Source organism: Rhodococcus sp. NPDC055024 (assembly GCF_053608585.1).
Map to the genome: position 1 here is coordinate 125845 of NZ_JBSGVT010000014.1, position 22290 is coordinate 148134.

Consider the following 22290-nt stretch of genomic DNA (forward strand, 5'->3'; position numbering starts at 1 on the left):
GAACGGCCGGAGAATGTGCGGGAAGATGTTCGGGTGCCGCTACCTGATCCAGATCTGCTCATCGATTTCGACAACGTACTCATCCGCCGGGGAGGGTCCACTCTCGTGGGTCCCGTCACCTGGAAAGTGGAGCTCGACGAGCGATGGGTGGTGCTCGGACCCAACGGCGCCGGCAAGACGTCGCTGCTGCGCATCGCGGCCGGCGAGACCTTCCCGACCAGTGGTTCCGCCCACCTCCTCGGTGAAGTTCTCGGCAAGGTCGACGTCAACGAGTTGCGCCCGCGAATCGGATTGTCCTCGTCGTCGCTGGCAAACCGGGTTCCCGGCGACGAGAAGGTGAGCGACCTCGTCGTGTCGGCGGGCTACGCCGTTCTCGGTCGGTGGCGCGAGGAGTACGAATCCATGGACACCTCGCGTGCTGTCGAGATGCTCGAAAGCCTCGGCGCCGAGCACCTGGCGGATCGTACGTACGGGACGCTTTCCGAAGGCGAGCGCAAGCGCGTCCTCATCGCGCGAGCCCTGATGACCGATCCTGAACTTCTTCTTCTGGACGAGCCGGCAGCCGGCCTCGATCTCGGTGGCCGTGAGGAACTTGTGGCCAGGCTCGCCGAACTGGCTGCCGATCCGGATGCCCCGGCAACCGTTCTGATCACCCATCACGTCGAGGAAATCCCGCCGGGATTCACTCACGCACTCCTTCTCAAGGAAGGTGAGGTCGTCTCCCAGGGGCTTCTGGACGACGTCATCACTGCCGAAAATCTGAGCGCGGCATTCAGCCAGTCCATCAGTCTCGACAAGGCGGACGGCCGGTACTTCGCCCGCCGCGCGAGGCCGTCCGGAGCTCATCGCGCGTGAGCTTCAGTGGGACCTGAAATGCGGCCCAGATCACAGATCGCGTAGGTTCGCGAAGCATGGCTAACGAGAATGCAAACGCTGTCCCCGGCCCCAAGGATGCGTCGACCGTCATCTTGGTGCGCGATGCCGAATCCGGTATCGAGATCTTCCTGCTTCAACGAGTACAGGGGATGGCGTTTGCCGGGGGCATGACGGTCTTCCCCGGCGGCGGCGTCGACAAGTCCGACGCGACGGCCGAGGTCGAGTGGGCCGGCCCGTCGGTCGAGTGGTGGGCCGAGCGGTTCAGCACGGATGTGGCTCGGGCGAAGGCCCTCGTCTTGGCTGCGGTTCGGGAAACGTTCGAGGAGTGCGGCGTCCTGCTCGCCGGACCGACCGCAGGCACCGTCGTGGCCGACACGGCCGGCTACGCGCAGGACCGGGTTGCTCTCGAAAAGCACGAGTTGTCGTTCAGTGATTTCCTGAAAAAGGAGAACCTGGTCCTGCGAACGGATCTGCTGCGGCCGTGGGCGAACTGGATCACGCCGGTGGGCGAGACCCGCCGCTACGACACACGCTTCTTCGTCGCAGCGTCACCGACCGGACAGATTGCGGACGGAGTCACCTCCGAGGCCGCCGAGGTTCGTTGGCAGAGCCCGCAGGACGCTCTTGCGCATTGGCGTGAGGGTGGCAGCATCCTGTTGCCGCCGACATGGAGTCAGCTGACCGAATTGGCCAAGTTCAGCTCGGTGGCGGAGATACTCGCAGCCGAGCCGGAGATCCCCGTCATCCTGCCTACGCTGATCACCGACGAGGAAACCCTGCGCGTGGAATTCCCGAACCAGGACGGCTACTACACCGCCGGACCGCATCCGTGGTCGATCAAGGCGGCAAAGTAGATTCTCGATCATGGCTGAATTTGTGACTCTCGAAGTTTCCGAAGGCATCGGCACCATCCGTCTGGCGCGCCCGCCCATGAACGCGCTGAACCGTCAGGTTCAGGACGAGTTGGCAGCTGCCGCACACGCTGCGACCGTCGACAAGGCGGTCAAGGCCGTCATCGTCTACGGCGGGGAGAAGGTCTTTGCTGCCGGCGCCGACGTCAAGGAAATGGCCGAGATGGACTACGGCCAGATCCGCGACGCGATCGGTGGCATGCAGGCCGGGCTCGGCGCCGTGGCGTCCATCCCGAAGCCGACCGTTGCCGCGATCACCGGATACGCACTCGGTGGCGGACTCGAAGTTGCACTCTCGGCCGATCGCCGGATCGTCGGAGACAACGCCAAGCTCGGAGTTCCGGAGATTCTGCTCGGAATCATTCCCGGTGGCGGCGGAACGCAGCGCCTGGCCCGCCTGATCGGGCCGGCCAAGGCCAAGGATCTGGTCTTCACCGGCCGTTTTGTCGGCGCTGACGAGGCGTTGGCCATCGGGTTGGTCGACCAGGTCGTCGCTCCTGACGACGTGTACACCGCAGCCCGCACGTGGGCCTCGCAGTTCGTCGGAGGTGCGTCGCGTGCGTTGGCTGCTGCCAAGGCGGCCATCGACGAGGGTCTGAACACCGACCTGGAATCCGGCCTCAAGATCGAGCAGCATCTGTTCGCCGGATTGTTCGCGACCAAGGATCAGACGATCGGCATGGAGTCGTTCATCGCCAACGGTCCGGGCAAGGCCGAGTTCACGGGCGAGTAGGCTCCCCTAAACTAGAACTTGTTCATCTCTTACCAGCGAGTAGGATAGCCGCCATGACAGCCAGCCCGAATGACGACGCAACCGTCACGCCGCCCGCCGCTACCGACACCTCGGTAGTCGACCCCGCGCCGCGGCCGCACGCCACGGCCGAAGAGGTCGAGGCCGCTCGTAAGGACACCAAGCTCGCCCAGGTGCTCTACCACGACTGGGAAGCCGAAACTTACGACGACAAGTGGTCCATCTCGTACGACGAGCGCTGCATCGACTACGCACGTGGTCGTTTCGACGCCGTCGCGGGCGACCAGCCGCTCCCGTACGAGCGCGCCCTCGAACTGGGTTGCGGCACCGGATTCTTCCTCCTCAACCTGATGCAGGGTGGAGTCGCCAAAACCGGCTCGGTCACCGACCTCTCGCCCGGCATGGTCAAGGTCGCGCTGCGCAATGCCGAGAGCCTCGGCCTGCCGGTCGACGGCCGTGTCGCCGACGCCGAGACCATTCCGTACGAGGACAACACCTTCGACCTGGTTGTCGGCCACGCCGTGCTGCACCACATTCCGGACGTCGAGAAGTCGCTGCGTGAGGTCCTTCGTGTCCTCAAGCCCGGCGGACGTTTCGTCTTCGCCGGTGAGCCCACCACTGTCGGCAACTTCTACGCTCGCTGGCTCGGCCGCGCGACGTGGGAAGCAACCACACGCGTGACCAAGCTGCCGTTCCTCGCAGACTGGCGTCGCCCGCAGGAAGAGCTCGACGAGTCCTCCCGCGCAGCAGCTCTCGAAGCTGTCGTCGACATCCACACGTTCGATCCCACGGACCTCGAGAACATGGCGAAGTCCGCCGGCGCCGATCAGGTCCACGCTGCCACCGAGGAGTTCGCCGCGGCTCTTCTCGGCTGGCCTGTCCGCACCTTCGAGGCGGCTGTTCCGCCGGAGAAGCTCGGTTGGGGCTGGGGGCGTTTCGCTTTCGGTGGTTGGAAGACGCTCAGCTGGGTCGACGAGAAGGTACTCCGCCACGTCGTTCCTCGCGGATTCTTCTACAACGTCATGATCACCGGCGTGAAGCCCGGCAACTGAATTGGGCTATGACTTCACCCTCGGCGACGTCGACTATCTCGGAAGTGATTCTGGCGTAGCGGCCTTGGCCGAGGTGGATCAGCTCGAACTGTCCACGCGTACGCGTCTGGCCGACATCGGCCGGGCGCGTACGCGTTTCGGTGATCACATGCCCGCGCTCGTGGACACCGTCCTACTACGGCGTAAGGCGGCCGCGAAACTGCCGGGCAGTGAGCAGTGGTTGTTCACGGACGACGCGATGCAACAAGCCACTCCTGGCGTTGTCGCGGCCCACCGGGCGCAGCGTCTGATCGGGCGCGACGTCCATGACGTGACGTGCTCCATCGGCGCCGAACTGCACGCATTGACCGGCGTTGCGCATCGCGTGATCGGCAGCGACATCGATTCCGTTCGGCTGGCGATGGCGCAGCGCAATGTGCCGAGTGCAGCATTGTTGCGCGCCGACGCTCTCCGCCCGACGAGCCGCGAAACCGTCGTACTGGCAGATCCCGCAAGGCGATCGGGCGGTCGCCGCACTCATGATCCCGCAGCGCTGATGCCGCCGTTACCAGACCTCATCGAGGCGTACTCCGGGCGAGATCTCGCCGTGAAGTGCGCTCCCGGACTCGATTTCGACAACCTCGGTTGGGCAGGCGAAGTCGAGGTCGTCTCGCTCGACGGCGGCGTCAAGGAAGCCTGCCTGTGGTCGACGGGACTGGCCGAGTCCGGCGTCACGCGTCGAGCGTCGGTGCTTCGCTCCGACGGGACCGGTTGGGCGATCACCGACGCCGAGGACGACGTCATCCCGGAGCAGGCACCGGGGGAGTGGATCGTCGACCCGGACGGGGCGGTAGTGCGCGCGGGCCTCGTGCGCCACTACGCGGCCAGACACGGCCTGTGGCAACTGGATCCGCGGATCGCTTATCTGACCGGTGACAGTGTCCCTGAGGGCGTTCGCGGATTCCGGATCCTCGAGCAGATCAAGTACTCGGAGAAACTGCTCAAGCAGACGCTGGCCAAGCGGGACTGCGGTGTCGCCGAAATCTTGGTGCGGGGAGTCGACGTCGATCCGGCAGTGCTGCGTCCGCGGCTCAAGCTGAAAGGCTCGCTCGCGCTGAGCGTCGTGATCGTTCGGATCGGACGATCGGCGTCGGCCTTCATCTGTGAGGCATCCCGCTAGATCACTTGAAGACGAACAGCTCACCGATTGCGCTGGGCGTCAACACTTCGCCCTTGGGTCCGATGGAGGTGCCGACGGTGAAGCCGACCGCGCCCGGCAACGTGTCCTGATCCACCGTCTCGCCGGTTTCGGTGTCGAAGGTGATCAGGCTCAGTCCGTTCTCGCCCTCGCGCACGACGGTGTATCCGGTGTTTCCGGCGGTCTGTGCCGGAACACCCAGCTGCAGAAGGTCTTTACGCTCCCAGACCAGTTCGGCGTGATCCCCCTCGTCGCGCACGGCAAGGAGATGCCCCTTGTCGCCGCCGGCGGGGATGATCAGGCCGTCGTCGGACGTCGAGGCGCTGCCCGCCGAGTTGAAGCCGATGTCGTAACTCCACCGCGGGTCACCGGTTTCGGCGTCCACCGCCCAGAGTGATCCGTTGTTGTCGGTGGCGTACACGGTCTTGCCGTCCTTCGACAGGTCCGGGCTCGACGCAGTCCCACCGGGAAGCGCGTCGGTGGACCACTCACGGGTGATGGACGGGTTGTTGCCGCCCGTGTACTTCATGGCGACCAGATCGGCTGCCTGCGAACTGGGTCCGTAGAAGGTGAAGTAGAACTTGCCGGTGCCCAGGTCGACTGCCGGCGTATTGGCCACCGGGCAACCGGACGTGCCGAGGAAGCACTCGTTCAAACCCTTGTTGTCGGGAATGAGTTCTGCATTCGCGCCCTGGTCGATCGTCGGCGGCGGGATCAGGTCGAACGACGGAAGAACCTTTGCGCCGGTCTGCGGATCGAGCACGTTGATCTGGCCCAGTTGCGTGATGAAGAGCAGGTTCCCGTCGCCGGTGAACTGCGACGAGAGCGGGGTGCCGACAACAAGAGTGCGCCAACGTACTTGGCCGGTCTCAGTGAACGACATCATCGCGCCGCTCTCGCCGACGTAGACATTGGTGGCCGTGTCGACGATGGGCGTCGAGGCGACTACTCCGTCGTTGAGTCGAGCGCACCACTTCTTGCGACCCGAATCCATCTGGAACGAAAAGAGATTGCAGCCGTTCTCGGTGCGGGCGGTGACGAAGCTCTGACCGTTCGCGGCGACCGAGGCGTAGGCGGCAACAGGACCGCCGAGGGGCCGTGACCACGCGAACTCGATATCGCGTGATCCGGTGACCGGACTCGTGTCGCTGTTGCGTGCGTCGGCATGCATGGCCGGCCAACCCGCCGACGCGTACCGGTCCACCCGGCCGTCGTCGCTGCCGCAACCGGCGATCAGGACCGCAGCGATCGCCGTCGACACCATCACGGACGACCGTAGGACCCGCCGCATCACAATCTCCCTGCCTTCACTTCGTCAAGAGCCTTCGACAACTGCACAAGCCCGGACCAGAGACTATCCCGACCGGGGCAACGTGACGGGGCACACCCCGAGGGTCGGTGAGTCGGCCCCACGTAGGCTGAACACTCATGACGAGCATGTGGGGCGCACCGTTGCGCACTCGATGGCGGGGATCACGCCGAGGCGACAGCGATCAGGCCAAGTTCTTGACGGTCGATTCCCTCAAATGGGTTCTGGCGAACAAGGCGTACACACCCTGGTACCTGGTGCGGTACTACCGTCTCGCCAAGTTCAAGATGGCCAACCCGCACGTGATCCTGCGCGGCATGGTGTTCCTCGGCAAGAACGTCGAAATCCATTCCACCCCCGACCTGTCTCGCCTCGAGATCGGGCGCTGGGTGCACATCGGTGACGGCAATGCGATCCGGTGCCACGAAGGCTCGCTGCGCATCGGCGACAAGGTCGTCTTCGGCAAGGACAACGTCGTCAACACCTACCTCGACATCGAAATCGGTGCTTCGACGCTCGTAGCCGACTGGTGCTACATCTGCGACTTCGACCACCGCATGGACGACATCAACACACCGATCAAGGACCAGGGCATCGTCAAGGGCCCCGTCCGTATCGGCCCGGACACCTGGGTTGCCGCCAAGGTCACCGTGCTGCGGAACACCCGCGTCGGACGTGGTTGTGTCCTCGGGGCGCACGCCGTCGTCAAGGGAGACATCCCGGACTACAGCATCGCCGTCGGCTCGCCCGCGAAGGCGGTCAAGAACCGCAAGTCCGATTGGGAAGCCGGCGCTGCCGATCGCGCGAAGTACGTCGCCGCGCTCGAGGACATCGCGCGCAAGAAGGCTGCCGCAGACGCTGCCGACGCGTCGTCGACGTCGTAAGCCACTTTTCGACAGATCCCGCGATTACTTTCGGCGCCGCCACCGGTCTGTATCGGTATCGGCGCCGAAAGTCTGCGCCGGTGAAAGGAGTGCCGACATGAGCGAACAGACACCCGAATGGGTCGTGGCGCAGCGCCGCGAACTGGTGGGATTTCTCGAAGGCCTGAGCGCAGAGCAGTGGAACGCGCCGACCCTGTGCGACGGGTGGCGCGTCCGCGAAGTGATCGCGCACATCACCATGCCGTACCGATACTCGGCGCCGCGATTCGTCGTGGAAATGGTCAAGTCACGCGGAAATTTCAACAAGATGTCGAATCGGCGAGCGCTCGCCGACGCGTCGGAAGTTGGTGAGCAACAACTGCTCGCCTCGCTTCGTGACAACGTTGCACACCCGTGGAAGCCGCCGGGCGGCGGCTTCGAGGGCGCGCTTTCGCACGACGTGATCCACGGTCAGGACATTCGCGTGGCACTCGGCGACGATTACGTGGTGCCGGAAGACCGGCTCAGCCGCGTCCTCGGCGGCCTCTCACCCAAAACAGTGAAGTATTTCGGGACGGACCTCGACGGCGCGCGTCTGCGCGCCGACGACCGGGACTGGGAATACGGTGCGGGCGCCGAGGTCCACGGAGCGGCGCAGGATCTGCTGCTGGTGCTGTGCGGTCGGATGCTGCCGCCAGGCCATCTGCTCGGGGATGCGAGTTCTCGCTTCACCGCGCCGCTCCCGACCCCTTGAGGTCAGCGCCCAGGTAGCGGACGCTCGGGTATCTGCGGACGGGCCAGGGGCTGCCGCACCCGACGCTTTGCGCCCGCGTAGACGTGCGCAGTCTCCTCGGCGACCTGATGCCAGTCGAAGTCCGACGTCAGGCGTGCCCGGGCGGCCACGGCCCGCTCCTGTGCCCCGGCGGGATCGTCGAGAACCTCGCGAACTGCCGAGGTGAGTCCGGCGATGTCGCCCGGTTGGAAAGACATGCCTGTCACGCCGTCGACGACGGCCTCGCCCAGTCCGCCTGCGGTGGACGTGATCAGCGGAGTGCCGGCTGCCGCCGCTTCGAGTGCGATGATCCCGAACGGCTCGTAGCGTGACGGCAGGACGATGGCATCCGCGCCGTGCAGCCAGCTGAGCAGTTCGGTGTGATCGAGGTTGCCGAGAAAGTCGACGGCCCGCGCGACGCGATGCGTGCGTGCCTGTTGGTAGAGCCAGGTGAACTGGGTACCTTCGCCTGCGATCGCGAGGGTCGTGCCAGGGTGGCTACGACGGATTCGGGGGAGTGCTGCGATGGCGTCCTGCACGCCCTTCTCGTATTCCAGGCGGCCGACGAAGAGGAGTTTCGGCGGTCCGGAACGCGGTCCTCGTTCGCGAAAGTTCCACGTGGTCACGTCGATTCCGTTGCGGATGACGGTGATCGGTGGAAGCGTCGGGCCGTAGAGCTCGGTCACTTCTTCCTGCATTGACGCCGAACAGGTTATGAGAGAGTCGGATTCGTTTGCAAGCCACCATTCGACGGAGTGGACCTGACGGTTGATTCGGCCGGAGATCCAGCCGCTGTGCCGACCGGCTTCGGTGGCGTGAAGCGTGGAAACCAGTGGTACGTCGTAGAATTCGGCCAGGGCGATCGCCGGATGTGCAACCAACCAGTCGTGCGCGTGCACCACATCCGGTTGCCAACCTTCGCCGACGCCCGGCTTGTGCAGCGCCATCCCGGCACGGACCATCGCATGGCCCATGGCCAGGGTCCACGCGAGCATGTCCTCACCGAAGACGAAGTGCGCCGGGTCCTCGGCCACCGCGACGACGAGAACGCCCTCGGAAATGTGCGTGACTGTCGGGTGGGTCGATGAATCGGTGCCGGACGGGCGGCGTGAGAGCACCACGACCTCATGGCCCGCGGCTGCCAATTCGGTGGCGAGATGGTGGACGTGTCGACCGAGCCCGCCGACGACGACCGGTGGGTACTCCCACGAGACGATGAGAATTTTCACGACGGACTCAGTTCTGTTTCAGGTAGACGGCGAGCATCCAGTCCCGGGAACAACCCGTCGGCGCGATTCCAGCCTTCGGCGAGTCCCACGGCGACGGCATCGCGGCCGGATACCAGCGCTTCGGAGATTTCCCTGGTCGCATGGGCGTGCTTGTGCGCACGTTCGCGGGCGTACCCCGCGGCCGAATCCTTGCTCACCATGAATGCCCAATCGCTCGAAACTGTCATCAGTGTCTCGCGAAGTACCTGATCGTTGACGCGGTTTCGCAGTTCCGGTCGTCCGGGTGCGTTGTCGCGTCCGCGAGACTTGTCCACGGTGCCGAGCGCGGTCTCCACCACTTCGGAGTTCAGTTGCACCAGGTCGGATACCTGATCGCCGGCCCACACGCGCCAGTCCTTACCCGATCCCCAGGACGAGTCCTCGAGCTGAACGGGTTCGCCGACGTATCCCGATGCCTTGGCGTCGGCGAGGGTGCCGACGCGAATTCCGGCTTCGGGGAGCGCGCGCAGGAGCTTCTCGAGCCACTGCGGACCTTCGTGCCACCAGTGCCCGAACAGTTCGGTGTCGAAAGCGGCGACCACGAGGGCGTCGCGGCCGATGCGGGCGGATTCACTGCGCAGACGCGCCCGAACGGTTTCGACGAAGTCGGCGACATGCTTGTCGACGGCGGCCGCGGCGAGTTCGGGGTCGTACGGCAACTTGTCGGCGGAGTCGACGGTCCGTCCGGTGACCCGCGACGGCTTGAGGCCCGTCGCGTGGTCGTAGGTGTGGAAGTCGCGGTAGGCAGCGTGGCCCGGGTATCCGGACTTGGGGGACCAGACACGGTAGCTGACCTGCAGGTCGCGGCCGAAAGCGACGACGTCGGATTCTCGAACCGGTCGGCCGAGGGACGTGTCGCCGCGCAGGGCGGGGCCGTCGACCATGAAGTGAGTGACACCGGCTTCGGCGTAACCGCGCTCCATGCCCGGGGTGTACCCGCACTCGGGTCCCCAGATCCCGGTAGGGGTGTGGTTCCACCGGGCATGCGCGTCGGCGAGACCTTCGCGGAGGGAGAAGGCTCGCAAGCGGGGATCGAGCAGTGGTTGGAACGGATGGGCCAGCGGCCCGCCGAGAAGCTCGAATGCCTCACGATCGATGAGGTCGCGAAATACCGGCGAGGCACCGTGCTGCCAGTGAGTCTCGAAATCTTCGAGAGCGGCTGCTGACGCCCGGTGTTCGCGCGCTCCGAGTTCGCGGTGCGCTGCGTCCGGCATGCCGGCGGCCTCGTGGGCGCGGATCTGCCAGTTGCCGAGCCAGTGATGCATTCCGGCGAGGCAGTGGGGATCGTCCAACTGGGCTGCGAGTACCGGCGTGATTCCCAGCGTCAGCAAGTGCGATCGACCCTCGTCGGCCAGGCGTCGTAGCGCCGCGGCGAGCGGAATGTACGACGCAGCCCAGGACTGGTAGATCCATTCCTCGCCGACTGGCCATCTGCCGTGGTTGGCGAGCCACGGCAGATGGGAGTGCAGAACCAGGGCGAACATCCCCGGTTCGGTGACGGGTGTTGCGTTACTCACTCGCCGGTTTCCTTCACGGCAGCTTCCTTCACAGCGGTGTCTTTCGCAGCGGTGTCTTTCACGGCGATAGCGACGAGGTCGAGGCTGTCGTCGATGTCAGGTTCGCTGATGCTGAAATCGTCGACGGTGATGCCCTCGACGTCGCGGGTGAGATCTTCCGGCCAGGGCTCACCGGCCAGCGCGCGGTCGATCTGCGCATTGATGAACGATCCGCCGTGCTTGGCGTCGAGTTCCTTCAGGCGCGAACCGTGGTGCACACCGGTCATCAACTGAACGCGGAATCCGGCGTCTTCGAGCAATTCGGTCATTTCAGCGGCGTTGAGCTCACGAGTGTGGAAAGGGTTGAGCGGCGTGTCGCGGCCGGGGGAGAAGGTGATCCGGTTGGGGGTGCTGATCAGAAGTTCACCGCCGGGAGCGAGAACTCGGAAGCACTCGCGCAGGAACTGACCCTGATCCCACAGGTGCTCGATCACCTGGAAATTGACGACGACGTCAACGGAGTTGTCGGCCAGAGGAAGCTCGGCGAGGTTGCCGTGAAGCATCTCGACGCGTGGGTAGCGGGCACGGACGTGTTCGACCGCGGAGATGTCGTAATCGAGGCCGGTAACCTTCGTTGCGACGTCGGCAATCATGTTGGCGCCGTAGCCTTCTCCGGATCCGGCTTCGAGGACTCGGCGGTCCGTGCAGCGCTCCAGAAGTGCGCGGTACACCACTTCGTGGCGTCGGAACCAGTAGTTCTCCTCGGGGATTCCTGGCACCGTTCGCTCGCCCGTCAGGGGCAGGGGTGCGTCCTCGTGGTTGCTGACACTCGTTTCACTCACCCGTGCGAGATTAGTGCCATCCGAGTAGAACGTGTTCGCCGTGGTCCAGATCACTGCTGTCAATTCCTGTTCGTGCCGTTATGGTGGACGAGGTTCCACGTTAAGTTACCCACCGGTAACTTAACGTGGGGTAATCTAACGCACAGCCGACGTGAACCGAGAAATCCGCCCGTAGGGAGACCTGTCGGACTCTCTTTTCGGACGCTCGGACTGCGCGAGCACCACAGACGATTTATCAGGTGAATTACACACAGGAGGTCGACGAAGACCCATGACGAATATCGTTGTTTTGATCAAGCAGGTCCCCGACACATGGTCCGAGCGCAAGCTGACCGACGGCGACTACACGCTTGACCGTGAAGCCGCCGACGCAGTCCTCGACGAGATCAACGAGCGCTCCGTCGAAGAAGCACTCCTCATCAAGGAAGCTCAGGGCGGTGAGGTAACGGTGCTGTCCGCAGGTCCCGACCGCGCCACCGACGCTATCCGCAAGGCTCTGTCGATGGGCGCCGACAAGGCTGTCCACATCAACGACCCGGCACTGCATGGCTCCGACGCGATCCAGACCGCATGGACCCTCGCTGCTGCTCTCGGACAGATCACCTTCGAGAACGACGAGCCTGCCGACCTGATCATCGCCGGCAACGAGGCCACCGACGGCCGCGTCGGCGCTGTGCCGGCCATCATCGCCGAGTACCTGGGCATCCCGCAGCTCACGCAGCTGCGCAAGGTCGTCGTCGCCGACGGCAAGATCACCGGTGAGCGCGAGACCGACGAGGGCGTCTTCGGCCTCGAAGCTTCGCTGCCCGCGATCGTCTCGGTCACCGAGAAGATCAATGAGCCGCGCTTCCCGTCCTTCAAGGGCATCATGGCCGCGAAGAAGAAGGAAGTTCTCGTCTACACGTTGGCCGACCTCGGAGTCGACCCGGAGACCGTCGGAGTTGCCAACGCCGGCACCACCGTGACGTCCTCCACCCCGAAGCCCCCCCGTACCGCTGGTGAGCGCATCGTCGACGAGGGAGACGGTGGCACCAAGATTGCCGCTTACCTCGTCAGCAACAAGGTCATCTGATCGCGCCCTTCTAGACATCCAGCAGAAGAACTCAGGGAGAGTTAAGTCATGGCAGAAGTACTTGTGCTCGTAGAGCACGCAGAGGGTGCGCTGAAGAAGGTCAGCACCGAACTCATCACCGCTGCACGCGCACTCGGTGAGCCGTCGGCAGTTGTCGCCGGCCCCGCGGGCACCGCAGCAAAGCTCGCCGACGCGCTGGCAGCAGCCGGCGCCGAGAAGATCTACGTCGCCGAGTCCGACGACATCGACGGCTACCTCGTCACCCCCAAGGTCGACGTTCTCGCCGCTCTGGTCGAGTCCACCAGCCCGGCAGCAGTCATCACCGCAGCCGGCACCGAGGGCAAAGAGGTTGCCGGTCGTCTGGCCGCACGTCTGGGCTCCGGACTGCTGACCGACGTCATCGAGATCAAGGCTGACGGCACCGGCGTCCACTCCATCTTCGGTGGCGCGTTCACCGTCGAGGCCAAGGCCAACGGCGACGTTCCCGTCTACTCGGTTCGTCCGGGTGCCGTCGAGGCTGCTCCGCAGGCCGGCGCAGGCGAGCAGATCACCGTCGAGGTTCCGGCTCAGGACGAGAGTGCCGTCAAGGTCACCTCGCGTGAGCCCATCGTCGGCGGCGACCGCCCCGAGCTCACCGAGGCGTCGGTTGTCGTCTCCGGTGGACGTGGCGTCGGCAGCGCGGACAAGTTCTCCGTCGTCGAAGAGCTGGCCGATTCCCTCGGCGCTGCAGTCGGTGCTTCGCGTGCCGCTGTGGACTCGGGCTACTACCCCGGACAGTTCCAGGTCGGTCAGACCGGTAAGACGGTCTCCCCGCAGCTGTACATCGCGCTCGGCATTTCCGGTGCCATCCAGCACCGCGCCGGCATGCAGACGTCCAAGACCATCGTCGCGGTCAACAAGGACGAAGAGGCACCCATCTTCGAGATCGCCGACTTCGGCATCGTGGGCGACCTGTTCAACGTCGCACCGCAGCTCACCGAAGCTGTGAAGTCCCACAAGGGCTAAAAAGCACAATCTGCTGTGCGCCTTTATCAACCCCCCGCGGTTGATAAAGGCGCACAGTGCTTTATTCACCCGGCCTGCATCGGTATGTCACTTCGTCGATACCGGGATGCCGTTCGCGCTCGATAAACCTTGCGCATGACAATTACGTCAGTCCTTCGCTCCGCGAGTGACAATCTCGGCCGTGAGGTCGCCCAGCCGAGATATTCCCTGATCGTCTCCTCCGACCGCGAGCATCGCGTCGCTGCGCAGCGTCTTCGATACCGAGTGTTCGCCTCCGAGCCTGGCTTCTCCCTCCCGGCAACGGCCGGGGTGTTCGAACTCGACGCCGACGCCTTCGACGAATTCTGTGATCATCTTCTCGTTCGTGACAACATCACCGGGGAGTACGTCGGCTGCTACCGAATGCTGCCGCCGGATTCCGCTGCGGCGGCCGGTGGGTATTACACCGCAACGGAATTCGACATCTCCGCGCTCGACCCGGTGGCGAACAGGATCGTCGAGATGGGTCGCGCGTGCGTCGATCCCGCTCACCGCACCGGATCCGTCCTGAGCCTGATGTGGTCGGGCATCCTGCACTACCTCGAACTGACCGGATACGAGTGGGTGATGGGTTGCGTCTCCGTGCCCATCCTGCCGCGCCCCGATGCCATCGCCGGCGCAGATGTCCGCGGCGTGCGTGACTTCGTGATGAACAAGCACGCCAGCCCGGTTTCGCGACGGGTGACACCTCGAAACCCGGTGGTCCTCGGCGGCCGGACGCTCGACGAGATTGCCGCACCGGAACGCCTCACGATGCCGCCGTTGCTCCGCGGCTACCTACGGATGGGCGCGACAATTTGCGGGGAGCCTGCTCACGATCCCGAGTTCGGCGTGGCTGATTTTGTTGCGCTGCAAGGCCTTCACTCCGCAAACAAGCGTTATCTCGAACGGCTGCGATCGGCGGCCGCCGCACACGAGTCGGGGATCGGCTGATGACCGCGGCGGCGCCGTACTGGGTACCGACGAGCCCCTGCGGCGACGGGTGTCTACCCGCGGACGCACCCGGTGTGTCGAGTATCACCGTGATTGCCCGCGGGGTCATGGTCGGTGCCGCCCTGGTGACTGCGCCGGTGTTGTCGGCCGGCTGGCTGCTCCCGCGCACCTGGCGCACTGAGATGCAACGCGGATACTCGCGGGCGTTGCTGCGCTGTCTGGGGATCAAGCTCACGGTCGACGATCAACGGTTGGGGCGCGCCGAACCGGCAGGCGTGATGGTTGTCGCCGGTCACGTCTCGTGGACCGATGTACTGGTCGCGAGCGCCGTTGCTCCGGCCAACTTCGTCGCCCGCGCCGACCTGCTCGACTGGGCAGTGCTCGGCGGTCTCGCGCGGCGGATGCGCGTCGTACCCATCGATCGAGCACGACTGCGGGACCTCCCCGGAACCGTCGACGTCGTGCGCGAACGCCTGCAGCGCGGTGTCCGCGTGATGGTTTTTCCCGAGGGGACGACCTGGTGCGGCCGAGCGTACGGCGGTTTCCGCCCGGCGATGTTCCAAGCTGCCGTCGACGCCGAATGCCCGGTTCAGCCGATGGCGATCCGATACGAGAACGCCGACGGTTCCCTGTGCACCGGACCGTGCTTTGTCGGCACCGAAACGATCGGTCAGTCCATCCGCCGGATCCTGCGTCAGAAGAACGTCGAGGTGAAGGTCAGGCTGGCTCCGCTCGAGGAGGCAGGGGAGTGCCGAGCCGATCTCGCGCAGCGATGCGAGAGAGCCGTACGCGGCGTCGACAGCATCGATCTGGCAGCTCACGACATCTTCGACCCCGCACCGGAACTCGTGACACAAGCCGTGGGACAAATCGATCCCTCCCCGGCGATGACTGCTTAGCCTGCTGAGCGAGGCTGGGCGAGCTCTCGTGCTGGGCTATCCTTGTCAAGCCATGACTCTGCCTGCACACAGTGCCCACGCCGGATTTCCGGTGTACCTCGATCATGCCGCCACGACTCCGATGTCGGCAGCCGCTATCGAGGCGATGACCGATACCTTCAAAACCGTGGGCAACGCGTCCTCGCTGCACGGCTCCGGCCGTGCGGCCCGGCGCCGCGTCGAGGAATCGCGCGAATCGATCGCCGCCAGCCTGGGCGCGCGGCCGTCGGAGGTCATCTTCACCTCCGGGGGAACCGAGAGCGACAACCTCGCGGTCAAGGGCATCTACTGGGCTCGCCGTGACGCCGATCCACGACGCACTCGCATTCTGGCCAGCTCCGTCGAGCATCATGCTGTGCTCGACGCCGTCGAGTGGCTCGAGCAGCACGAGGGCGCGCGCGTGACGTGGTTGCCGGTCGACGAGAACGGTGTGGTCGATCCGCAGACGTTGCGCGACGAACTGTCCGTCCACGCCGACGAAGTAGCACTGGTGACGGTGATGTGGGCCAACAACGAGGTCGGCTCGATCATGCCGATCGTGGAGTTGGCGGAGGTCTCGGCCGAGTTCGAGATTCCGATGCACAGCGACGCGGTCCAGGCCGTTGCTCAGTTGCCCGTCGACTTCGCGGCGAGCAAGTTGTCCGCGCTGAGCATCGCCGCACATAAATTCGGTGGTCCGCACGGCGTCGGTGCACTCTTGCTCGGACGCCAGGTTCCCTGTGTGCCGCTCCTTCACGGCGGTGGGCACGAACGTGATCTGCGTTCGGGCACTCCGGATACTGCGGGAGTTGTCGGAATGGCTGCGGCGCTGCGCGCAAACGTCGAGAACTTCGATTCCAGCACAAGGGAATTGGCGCAGCTGCGTGACCGTTTGATCGAGGGAGTCCTGGAGATCCTTCCCGAGTCGGTGCTCAACGGCCCGACCGGTTCCGATCGGCTTCCCGGTAACGCGCACTTCACCTTTCCCGGCTGCGAGGGCGATTCGTTGCTGATGCTCCTCGACGCAGCCGGTATCGAATGTTCCACCGGTTCGGCCTGCACTGCCGGTGTGGCCCGGGCCAGCCACGTGTTGATCGCGATGGGCGTCGAATCGCCCGTAGCGCGTGGCTCACTGAGATTTTCGCTCGGACATACGTCGAGTGTCACCGATGTGGATGCGCTGCTCGCAGCCCTTCCGCAAGTAGTAGAGCGCGCTCGGGCCGCCGGTCTTGCCGGTGCCGGTTCGCGTGGAGGGGATCGCTGATGCGAGTACTCGCAGCCATGAGCGGAGGTGTCGACTCCGCTGTCGCCGCCGCCCGCGCTGTTGCCGCCGGACATGACGTCGTCGGCGTTCATCTTGCGCTGTCCACGGCGCCGGGCGCATTGCGTACGGGTTCGCGGGGTTGCTGCTCGAAGGAAGATGCCGGCGACGCGAGGCGCGCCGCCGACGTCCTCGGAATACCCTTCTACGTCTGGGATTTCGCCGATCGCTTCAAGGAAGACGTGATCGACGACTTCGTGGCGTCGTACGCGGCAGGTGAGACCCCCAACCCCTGCCTGCGCTGCAACGAGAAGATCAAGTTCACCGCACTCGCCGATCGCGCGGTCGCTCTCGGCTTCGACGCCGTGGCGACCGGTCACTACGCACGCCTCGAAGACGGCGTCCTGCGCCGGGCGGTCGACGCGGACAAGGATCAGTCGTACGTCCTCGGTGTGCTGACGGCAGAGCAGCTTTCACGCGCGATGTTCCCGATCGGTGACACCCCGAAGGAACAGATCCGCGAGGAAGCGGCCGAGCGCGGCCTGGCTGTGGCGAACAAGCCTGACAGCCACGACATCTGCTTCATCCCGACCGGTGACACACGAGCATTCCTGGGTGCGCGCATCGGCGTTCGTCCCGGAAGCGTTGTCGACGCCGATTCCGGTGAAGTCCTCGCCGCGCACGACGGCGTCCACGGCTTCACGATCGGACAGCGCAAGGGTCTCGGCGTCGAAGGTCCGGCGGGTGATGGCCGCCCGCGGTACGTGACCGCGATCGAGCCCGAAACCGGAACGGTCCGAGTGGGTTCGGCCAAGAACCTCGACGTCTGGGCCATCTCGGCGCAGCGTGCGATCTGGACTTCGGGCCAGGCGCCGGAAGGCCCCGTCGAATGCATGGTGCAGGTTCGTGCGCACGGCGGACTGGCACAGGCCGTCGCGGAGGCCGTCGATGACGGTACTTCGAGCGGCGGTATCTCGATTTCGTTGCGCGAACCACTGACCGGCGTCGCAAAGGGTCAAGCTGTCGTGTTGTATCGCCCCGACAGCGAACTGGGCGACCAGGTTCTCGGCAGTGGCACCATCTCGGGCACCGAATCCGAGCCGAACACACTGTGACGCAGCAGGTTTCCATCGGTGGTCTCGTCACCGGAATCGGATCCTGGCCGGGCACGGATGCCCGCGAAAGTGCAGCAACCATCCTCGGCGAGCTTGGCGGTTTCCCACATCTGGTGGAGCTGCCGGGCCGCGGTCTCGGCGCAGACATGGTCGGCCGGGCAGGGGCCATTTTGGTCGACATCAACCTCGACGCCTCGACACGTGCCTATCGCGTCGTGCCTCGCCGGGGCAACGTCGCGAAGCGGGCCGAGGACTTCCTGAATCAGGATCTCGACGCTCTCGAGGAAGCTTGGGAGTCGGCTCGCTTGGTCGGCGGAGAGCACGTGATCAAGCTTCAAGCTGCCGGCCCGTTGACGCTCGGCGCCGAGATCGAGGTCGCGAACGGCTCACGAGTTCTCGTCGACCGCGGGGCGCTCCGCGACATCGCCGAATCACTCGGTGAGGGTCTCGCGCGTCATGCGGCCGAGGTCACTCGCCGGACCGGCGCCGCAGTGGTGATCCAGTTGGACGAGCCCCAGATCGCGGCCGTACTGGCCGGTTCGCTGCCAGGGCGCACCAAGATGGAGAGCGTTCCGGCACTGCCCGAACCCGAGGCGCTCGCCGTTCTCGACTCGACGATCAGCGGTTGCGGGCTGCCCACGATCGTCCACAGCTGCGGCGCCGACATGCCGTGGGATCTATTGAGGCGAAGTCAGGCGTTCGGCGTGAGCTTCGACATGTCGCTCATCGGCTCACGCGATCTCGACGGTATCGGCCAGTTGTTCGACGCCGGCAAGGAATTGGCGCTCGGTCTGGTTCCGTCCGTGGAGCCGGAAAAGCCGGTGACGTGGAAAGAGTGCGCGATTCCCGCCGTCACGCTGATCGATCGTCTCGGATTCTCGCGTGAACTCCTGCAGAACCAGGTCGCGGTCACTCCGCGTTGTGGTCTTGCGGGTGCGAGCCTGGAGTGGGCTCGTGCCGCTCTTCGGCTGAGCACAGACGTCGGCAAGGCATTGGTGGACGATCCGTCGGCGTTCTGATGCGTGGAGTCATGTGGTGTGTCGGTGTGACCCGATAATCTTCTAGCTGTGACTGAAACCGCGGATGCAATGCAGCCAGCGCCCAACGAGGCGCGCGAGCAGTGGACGGAGCTGGCCGAAGAGGTACGCCAGCATCAGTTCCGCTACTACGTTCGTGATGCGCCCGTCATTTCGGACGGTGCATTCGACACATTGCTCGGGCAGCTCAATGCTCTCGAAGAGCAGTATCCGGATCTGCGGACTGCCGACTCTCCGACGCAACTGGTCGGCGGCGGATTCGCGACGGACTTCACCTCCGTCGATCACCTCGAGCGGATGCTCAGCCTCGACAACGTCTTCGACGAGTCCGAGCTGCGTGGATGGATCGCCAAGGTAGAGCAGGAAACCGGGCCCGAACTGCACTATCTGTGCGAAGTGAAGATCGACGGTGTCGCGCTCAACCTTGTCTACGAGAACGGCAAACTCGTGCGCGCCGCTACCCGCGGCGACGGTCGCACCGGCGAGCTGGTCACACTCAACGCCCTGACGATCAACGACATACCGGAGCGGCTCACCGCCACGGACGAGTACCCGATTCCGAGCCTGCTCGAGGTGCGCGGTGAGGTGTTCTTCCGCCTCGAGGACTTCGCGGCACTCAATGCCTCGCTGGTGGAGGAGGGCAAAGCGCCGTTCGCCAATCCGCGCAACTCCGCGGCGGGCTCCCTGCGTCAGAAGAATCCGGCCGTCACCGCGCGTCGTCGCCTCGGCATGATCTGCCACGGGTTCGGACGCATGGAAGGTTTCGATCCGGCTTCGCAGTACGACGCCTACGTGGCCCTCGCCGCCTGGGGTCTGCCGGTGTCCACGCACACCTCGCGGGTGGTCGGCGCCGACGCCGTGGTCGAGAAGATGAAGTACTGGGGAGAACATCGCCACGACGTCGAGCACGAGATCGACGGCCTGGTGGTCAAGGTCGACGAGATGTCGTTGCATCGACGTCTGGGCACCACGTCTCGCGCACCGCGGTGGGCGATCGCGTACAAGTACCCGCCGGAAGAGGTTACGACCAAGCTCCTCGACATCCGGGTCAGCGTCGGGCGCACCGGACGCGTGACGCCGTTCGCGCACATGGAACCCGTCACGGTGGCGGGTTCCACTGTGTCCTTGGCCACGCTGCACAACGGATCCGAGGTCAAGCGCAAGGGTGTGCTGATCGGCGACACCGTGGTGTTGCGTAAGGCCGGAGACGTTATCCCCGAGGTCCTCGGGCCCGTGGCAGACGTGCGCGACGGTACCGAGCGCGAGTTCGTCATGCCGACGCACTGCCCCGAGTGCGGCACGTTGTTGGCACCGGCAAAAGAGGGCGACGTCGACGTGCGATGCCCCAATCAGCAGTACTGCCCGGCGCAGTTGCGCGAGCGCGTGTTCCACGTTGCCGGTCGCGGGGCATTCGACATTGAGGTGCTCGGATACGAGGCCGCGACCGGTCTGCTGGAAGCGAAGGTCATCGGCGACGAGGGTGATCTCTTCTCCCTCGACGCCGAGAAACTGATCGACGTTCCGATCTTCCGTACCAATGCGGGAGCACTGTCCGCCAACGGAAAACGCTTGCTGGCCAATCTCAATTCGGCCAAGGACAAGCCGCTCTGGAGAGTGCTTGTGGCACTGTCGATTCGGCACGTCGGCCCTACTGCCGCCAGGGCGTTGGCCGGCGAATTCGGTTCGTTGCAGCGCATTCGGGAAGCGTCGGTCGACGAGTTGGCTGCAGTGGACGGCGTCGGATCCACGATCGCGGCGGCGGTCGTGGAGTGGTTCTCCGTCGACTGGCACCAGCAGATCGTCGACAAGTGGGCTTCGGCCGGAGTACGCATGGAGGACGAACGAGACGATTCGATTCCGCGCAATCTCGAGGGTCTCTCGATCGTCGTCACCGGTTCGCTCGAGACGTACTCGCGAGATCAGGCGAAGGAAGCGATTCTGGTGCGCGGGGGCAAGGCGGCAGGTTCGGTGTCGAAGAAGACAGCCTTCGTCGTCGTTGGTGAAGCGCCCGGTTCCAAGCACGACAAGGCAGTCGAATTGGGTGTGCCGGTGCTCGACGAGGACGGCTTCCGGCGGTTGCTCGAAGATGGCCCTGATGCAGTCGCTCCCACCGAATTGGACGCAGCAGAGTGACTCTGTCCGATTTCTGAGATTGACGTGTGGGGTGCCATAGTGACGCCATGATCGAGATTCGTGAAGTTCTGCCGGCTGAGTTCGAGACCGTCGGCGAGCTGACTGTGCAGTCGTACGTGGGCGGCGGATTTGTCGCCGACGGATCCCCGTACGCGGAGCGCCTGCGCGACACCGCAACTCGGGTGGAGCAGGGGCGGGTGCTGGTTGCCGTTCTCGGCGATCAGGTCGTGGGTTCGTTGACGATTGCCGAGCCCGGTACGCCCTTCGCCGACGTCGCGCAGAAGGGCGAACTCGAGTTCCGCATGCTTGCGGTATCGCCGCAGGCTCGGGGATCGGGCGCCGGAACCGCATTGGTTCGCGCAGTGATCGCCGACGCATACGATCGCGGCGATCACTCGGTGGTCATCTCGACGCAGCCCGAGATGGTCGATGCGCGTCGTATCTACGACCGCAACGGTTTTGTCCCGGATCCCGAGCGCGCGTGGGAGCCCATTCGCGGCATGGAACTGACCGTCATGGTTCGCGGTCTGGCTTGATTACCCAGGCCGGTTAACCCAGCACCGTCGCGACGATTCCTGCGAGGTAGCCCAGGCGAGCTATCTCCGAGGGTCGGAATTCGGGTCCACCGGGGCGGCCGAGCATGAGGACTCGATTGCCGGAACCGAGAGGTGCGGCAGCGAGGCTGGTGTTCATGTCGCGCCATACGTCCGGAACCCAGTCCGCCTCGCCGTCGAGGGCAGTGGGCTTGTCCAGCGGCATCCACGGAACGTCGGTGGCATGGGTTTCCGGAGCGCCTGCGCTTCCGACGACGCGGTACGCCCCGCGCTTGCCCAAGTCCGCGATGACACACCATCCGACTCGGAGCACCCGCGGCGCGCCGTCGACGAGAACCTGTAGTCGATCGTTTCTGGCGGCGGCGACGGAGTCGATCAGCTCGAGTTCGCGGTGAGTATCGAGAATCCCGGCGTACGGGCGGATCGAATCGACCAGCACGTCGGGCAGATGCTCGGCAGCGGTGATCAAAGTGTCGGGCAGTGCGCCGGGTTCGACGTCGACGACGAGGTCGTCGATGGCAAATCCGTCGCCCCGTTCCACGACGTCGAGAGAGAGGATGTCTGCGCCGACGGAACCGAGAGCCACGGCGAGTGCGCCGAGGCTGCCTGGTCGGTCGGGCAGTTGGACGCGAAGCAGGTACGACACGTGCGTGCCTTTCGCTGATCGGATCTCGCCCGGGTCACGTCGACCCGGGCCTTACTCATCTTTGCACTTGCCCAACCTGCGGTGGTGGGTGCCGCGGCGGGGTCACACCGGGTGCACATGCTTGTCACACGAGCGAAACACGAGGTGGATTCGACGTGGCGGTGGACACAGTAGGCGTGCGTACCGGTCGACACAGCAGGCGTGCTTACAGGTCTGTGTCGGTGAGGAACTAGGCTGGACCGGCAATGTTCACGTCCTCTT

Annotated in this window: 21 protein-coding genes; 16 read left to right on the top strand and 5 right to left on the bottom strand. The window is 65.0% G+C overall.

All coding sequences use genetic code 11. The features are described from left to right. Window positions 1-33: 33 nt before the first annotated feature. From ACWF6P_RS25715 to ACWF6P_RS25735, 5 genes are read left to right on the top strand one after another with little or no spacing between them, the layout of a single operon-like run. The gene (locus ACWF6P_RS25715) at window positions 34-855 is read left to right on the top strand and encodes an ABC transporter ATP-binding protein (protein WP_003944728.1); all 822 of its coding nucleotides are present in this window, start codon (window positions 34-36) and stop codon (window positions 853-855) included. Between the two features lie 56 nt (window positions 856-911). Then, window positions 912-1730, top strand: coding sequence for an NUDIX hydrolase (locus tag ACWF6P_RS25720; RefSeq protein ID WP_452622972.1), 819 nt, complete (start codon window positions 912-914; stop codon window positions 1728-1730). A 10-nt stretch (window positions 1731-1740) separates the two neighbouring features. After that, complete coding sequence (locus ACWF6P_RS25725) at window positions 1741-2520, top strand: enoyl-CoA hydratase/isomerase family protein (RefSeq protein WP_452622973.1); 780 nt, start codon at window positions 1741-1743, stop codon at window positions 2518-2520. Between the two features lie 53 nt (window positions 2521-2573). After that, a complete protein-coding gene (locus tag ACWF6P_RS25730) occupies window positions 2574-3590 on the top strand; it encodes a class I SAM-dependent methyltransferase (protein WP_003944733.1) in 1017 nt (338 codons plus the stop codon). Window position 3591: 1 nt separating this feature from the next. Beyond that, entirely contained in the window at window positions 3592-4749 is a 1158-nt protein-coding gene (locus ACWF6P_RS25735) for a THUMP-like domain-containing protein (RefSeq protein ID WP_452622974.1), read from the top strand. 1 nt (window position 4750) lies between these two features. Here ACWF6P_RS25735 and ACWF6P_RS25740 read toward each other — a convergent pair whose 3' ends face one another. Continuing rightward, window positions 4751-6058 carry an outer membrane protein assembly factor BamB family protein gene (locus ACWF6P_RS25740; protein WP_378533877.1) on the bottom strand — a complete coding sequence of 436 codons (1308 nt, stop codon included), beginning with the start codon at window positions 6056-6058 and terminating at the stop codon, window positions 4751-4753. Window positions 6059-6195: 137 nt separating this feature from the next. Here ACWF6P_RS25740 and ACWF6P_RS25745 point away from each other — a divergent pair, with 137 nt between their 5' ends. Then, window positions 6196-6960 (top strand): acyltransferase, encoded by a 765-nt coding sequence (locus ACWF6P_RS25745; protein WP_283303684.1) that lies wholly within the window; start codon window positions 6196-6198, stop codon window positions 6958-6960. A 97-nt stretch (window positions 6961-7057) separates the two neighbouring features. Further along, window positions 7058-7693, top strand: a complete 636-nt coding sequence (locus ACWF6P_RS25750; protein WP_283303685.1) for a maleylpyruvate isomerase family mycothiol-dependent enzyme — start codon at window positions 7058-7060, stop codon at window positions 7691-7693. Window positions 7694-7695: 2 nt separating this feature from the next. Here ACWF6P_RS25750 and ACWF6P_RS25755 read toward each other — a convergent pair whose 3' ends face one another. The 3 genes from ACWF6P_RS25755 to ACWF6P_RS25765 are packed head-to-tail and all read right to left on the bottom strand — an operon-like array spanning window position 7696 to window position 11317. Beyond that, window positions 7696-8940: a glycosyltransferase family 4 protein gene (locus ACWF6P_RS25755; protein WP_283303686.1), complete on the bottom strand. Its 1245-nt coding sequence runs from the start codon at window positions 8938-8940 to the stop codon at window positions 7696-7698. After that, window positions 8937-10463, bottom strand: coding sequence for a 1,4-alpha-glucan branching protein domain-containing protein (locus ACWF6P_RS25760; RefSeq protein WP_452622994.1), 1527 nt, complete (start codon window positions 10461-10463; stop codon window positions 8937-8939). The genes ACWF6P_RS25755 and ACWF6P_RS25760 overlap by 4 nt, the downstream gene beginning before the upstream one ends. A 29-nt stretch (window positions 10464-10492) precedes the next feature. Continuing rightward, window positions 10493-11317, bottom strand: a complete 825-nt coding sequence (locus ACWF6P_RS25765) for a class I SAM-dependent methyltransferase (RefSeq protein ID WP_452622975.1) — start codon at window positions 11315-11317, stop codon at window positions 10493-10495. Window positions 11318-11588: 271 nt separating this feature from the next. Between ACWF6P_RS25765 and ACWF6P_RS25770 the strand changes: the two genes are divergently transcribed. From ACWF6P_RS25770 to ACWF6P_RS25810, 9 genes are all read left to right on the top strand, one after another. Then, window positions 11589-12389: an electron transfer flavoprotein subunit beta/FixA family protein gene (locus tag ACWF6P_RS25770; protein ID WP_003944754.1), complete on the top strand. Its 801-nt coding sequence runs from the start codon at window positions 11589-11591 to the stop codon at window positions 12387-12389. 48 nt (window positions 12390-12437) lie between these two features. After that, window positions 12438-13394, top strand: a complete 957-nt coding sequence (locus ACWF6P_RS25775) for an electron transfer flavoprotein subunit alpha/FixB family protein (protein ID WP_003944698.1) — start codon at window positions 12438-12440, stop codon at window positions 13392-13394. A gap of 135 nt (window positions 13395-13529) precedes the next feature. Continuing rightward, entirely contained in the window at window positions 13530-14366 is an 837-nt protein-coding gene (locus ACWF6P_RS25780; RefSeq protein WP_452622976.1) for a GNAT family N-acetyltransferase, read from the top strand. Then, the gene (locus ACWF6P_RS25785; protein ID WP_452622977.1) at window positions 14366-15265 is read left to right on the top strand and encodes a lysophospholipid acyltransferase family protein; all 900 of its coding nucleotides are present in this window, start codon (window positions 14366-14368) and stop codon (window positions 15263-15265) included. Before ACWF6P_RS25780 ends, ACWF6P_RS25785 begins: the two co-directional genes overlap by 1 nt. Window positions 15266-15317: 52 nt before the next feature. Continuing rightward, complete coding sequence (locus tag ACWF6P_RS25790) at window positions 15318-16547, top strand: cysteine desulfurase family protein (RefSeq protein WP_378449126.1); 1230 nt, start codon at window positions 15318-15320, stop codon at window positions 16545-16547. Next, the gene (mnmA, locus tag ACWF6P_RS25795; protein WP_378449125.1) at window positions 16547-17659 is read left to right on the top strand and encodes a tRNA 2-thiouridine(34) synthase MnmA; all 1113 of its coding nucleotides are present in this window, start codon (window positions 16547-16549) and stop codon (window positions 17657-17659) included. Before ACWF6P_RS25790 ends, mnmA begins: the two co-directional genes overlap by 1 nt. Beyond that, the gene (locus ACWF6P_RS25800; protein WP_452622978.1) at window positions 17656-18678 is read left to right on the top strand and encodes a methionine synthase; all 1023 of its coding nucleotides are present in this window, start codon (window positions 17656-17658) and stop codon (window positions 18676-18678) included. The genes mnmA and ACWF6P_RS25800 overlap by 4 nt, the downstream gene beginning before the upstream one ends. 69 nt (window positions 18679-18747) lie before the next feature. Next, entirely contained in the window at window positions 18748-20829 is a 2082-nt protein-coding gene (gene ligA, locus ACWF6P_RS25805) for an NAD-dependent DNA ligase LigA (RefSeq protein ID WP_452622995.1), read from the top strand. A 47-nt stretch (window positions 20830-20876) separates the two neighbouring features. Then, window positions 20877-21365, top strand: a complete 489-nt coding sequence (locus tag ACWF6P_RS25810) for a GNAT family N-acetyltransferase (RefSeq protein ID WP_230812805.1) — start codon at window positions 20877-20879, stop codon at window positions 21363-21365. 13 nt (window positions 21366-21378) lie between these two features. Here the strand turns inward: ACWF6P_RS25810 and ACWF6P_RS25815 are convergent, their stop codons facing one another. Then, the gene (locus ACWF6P_RS25815; protein ID WP_452622979.1) at window positions 21379-22029 is read right to left on the bottom strand and encodes an amino acid-binding protein; all 651 of its coding nucleotides are present in this window, start codon (window positions 22027-22029) and stop codon (window positions 21379-21381) included. Window positions 22030-22290 lie beyond the last annotated feature (261 nt).

Bases quoted from the DNA above. Each gene is read 5' to 3' on its own strand.
- ACWF6P_RS25720 (WP_452622972.1), top strand. From the start codon at position 912: ATGGCTAACGAGAATGCAAACGCTGTCCCCGGCCCCAAGGATGCGTCG.
- ACWF6P_RS25725 (WP_452622973.1), top strand. From the start codon at position 1,741: ATGGCTGAATTTGTGACTCTCGAAGTTTCCGAAGGCATCGGCACCATC.
- ACWF6P_RS25730 (WP_003944733.1), top strand. From the start codon at position 2,574: ATGACAGCCAGCCCGAATGACGACGCAACCGTCACGCCGCCCGCCGCT.
- ACWF6P_RS25740 (WP_378533877.1), bottom strand. From the start codon at position 6,058: ATGCGGCGGGTCCTACGGTCGTCCGTGATGGTGTCGACGGCGATCGCT.
- ACWF6P_RS25745 (WP_283303684.1), top strand. From the start codon at position 6,196: ATGACGAGCATGTGGGGCGCACCGTTGCGCACTCGATGGCGGGGATCA.
- ACWF6P_RS25750 (WP_283303685.1), top strand. From the start codon at position 7,058: ATGAGCGAACAGACACCCGAATGGGTCGTGGCGCAGCGCCGCGAACTG.
- ACWF6P_RS25760 (WP_452622994.1), bottom strand. From the start codon at position 10,463: ATGTTCGCCCTGGTTCTGCACTCCCATCTGCCGTGGCTCGCCAACCAC.
- ACWF6P_RS25770 (WP_003944754.1), top strand. From the start codon at position 11,589: ATGACGAATATCGTTGTTTTGATCAAGCAGGTCCCCGACACATGGTCC.
- ACWF6P_RS25775 (WP_003944698.1), top strand. From the start codon at position 12,438: ATGGCAGAAGTACTTGTGCTCGTAGAGCACGCAGAGGGTGCGCTGAAG.
- ACWF6P_RS25780 (WP_452622976.1), top strand. From the start codon at position 13,530: ATGACAATTACGTCAGTCCTTCGCTCCGCGAGTGACAATCTCGGCCGT.
- ACWF6P_RS25785 (WP_452622977.1), top strand. From the start codon at position 14,366: ATGACCGCGGCGGCGCCGTACTGGGTACCGACGAGCCCCTGCGGCGAC.
- ACWF6P_RS25790 (WP_378449126.1), top strand. From the start codon at position 15,318: ATGACTCTGCCTGCACACAGTGCCCACGCCGGATTTCCGGTGTACCTC.
- mnmA (WP_378449125.1), top strand. From the start codon at position 16,547: ATGCGAGTACTCGCAGCCATGAGCGGAGGTGTCGACTCCGCTGTCGCC.
- ligA (WP_452622995.1), top strand. From the start codon at position 18,748: ATGCAGCCAGCGCCCAACGAGGCGCGCGAGCAGTGGACGGAGCTGGCC.
- ACWF6P_RS25810 (WP_230812805.1), top strand. From the start codon at position 20,877: ATGATCGAGATTCGTGAAGTTCTGCCGGCTGAGTTCGAGACCGTCGGC.